We start from the raw sequence: 630 nt of genomic DNA on the forward strand, positions 1-630 counted from the left end.
GTCCGGCGCCTCGCCGGCCTGAAGCGCGCCCTGCCCCACGCCCTCCGTCGCCATCAGCTCCACCGGGATCAGCCGCGCCGCCCGCTGCGGCGCGCGGGCGAGTTCGCGGGCGAGCCGCGTCAGCCCTAGCGCCAGTCCGCCATGGCCGGCGACGTCCGCCCCGCCCGGATCGCGCCCCTGCGCGAGAATGAGCGACGACAGCCGCAGCAGCACGGACCAGGTGGCGCCGAGCCGCGCCTCGAGATCGGCGACCGTCGGCAGCGGGTCGTCGTAGAGATCGTCGTTGCGGGCGTCGATCAGGTCCTGCAGCGCCGGCCGGGGCAGCGCGCCGTAGCGGATCGCCGCCTCCAGCGCGCGCAGCACCGGATGGGCGGCGGCGTCCGCGCGCGACGGATCGGCCAGCGCGTCGCGCCACCACTGGAACCGCATCTCCCCCGGCAGCGGCTCGCGGGTGAGGTCGCGCACCCGCGACAGCTCGATGTCGAAGGCCTGCAGGGCGTAGAGATGCGGCCGCGCCTCGGCGGGCGCGAACAGGCCGGCGGCGTAGGCGTCGAAAGCCGCGTCGCGCACCAGCGTCGCGACCGGGTCCGGCGCGCCCTCCGTCGTCACGGCACGGCCAGCAGGGCTGCG

The 630-nt window shown here is 77.1% G+C and carries 1 protein-coding gene; it reads right to left on the reverse strand.

Annotation, left to right across the window (positions count from 1 at the left end):
- On the reverse strand, nucleotides 1–609 hold a 609-nt coding region (locus ACFQ4O_RS18130; protein WP_378777830.1), incomplete at its 3' end, for a squalene/phytoene synthase family protein.
- Nucleotides 610–630 lie beyond the last annotated feature (21 nt).

The sequence above is a fragment of the Methylopila musalis genome (genome assembly GCF_042679725.1).
GTDB lineage: Bacteria > Pseudomonadota > Alphaproteobacteria > Rhizobiales > Methylopilaceae > Methylopila > Methylopila musalis.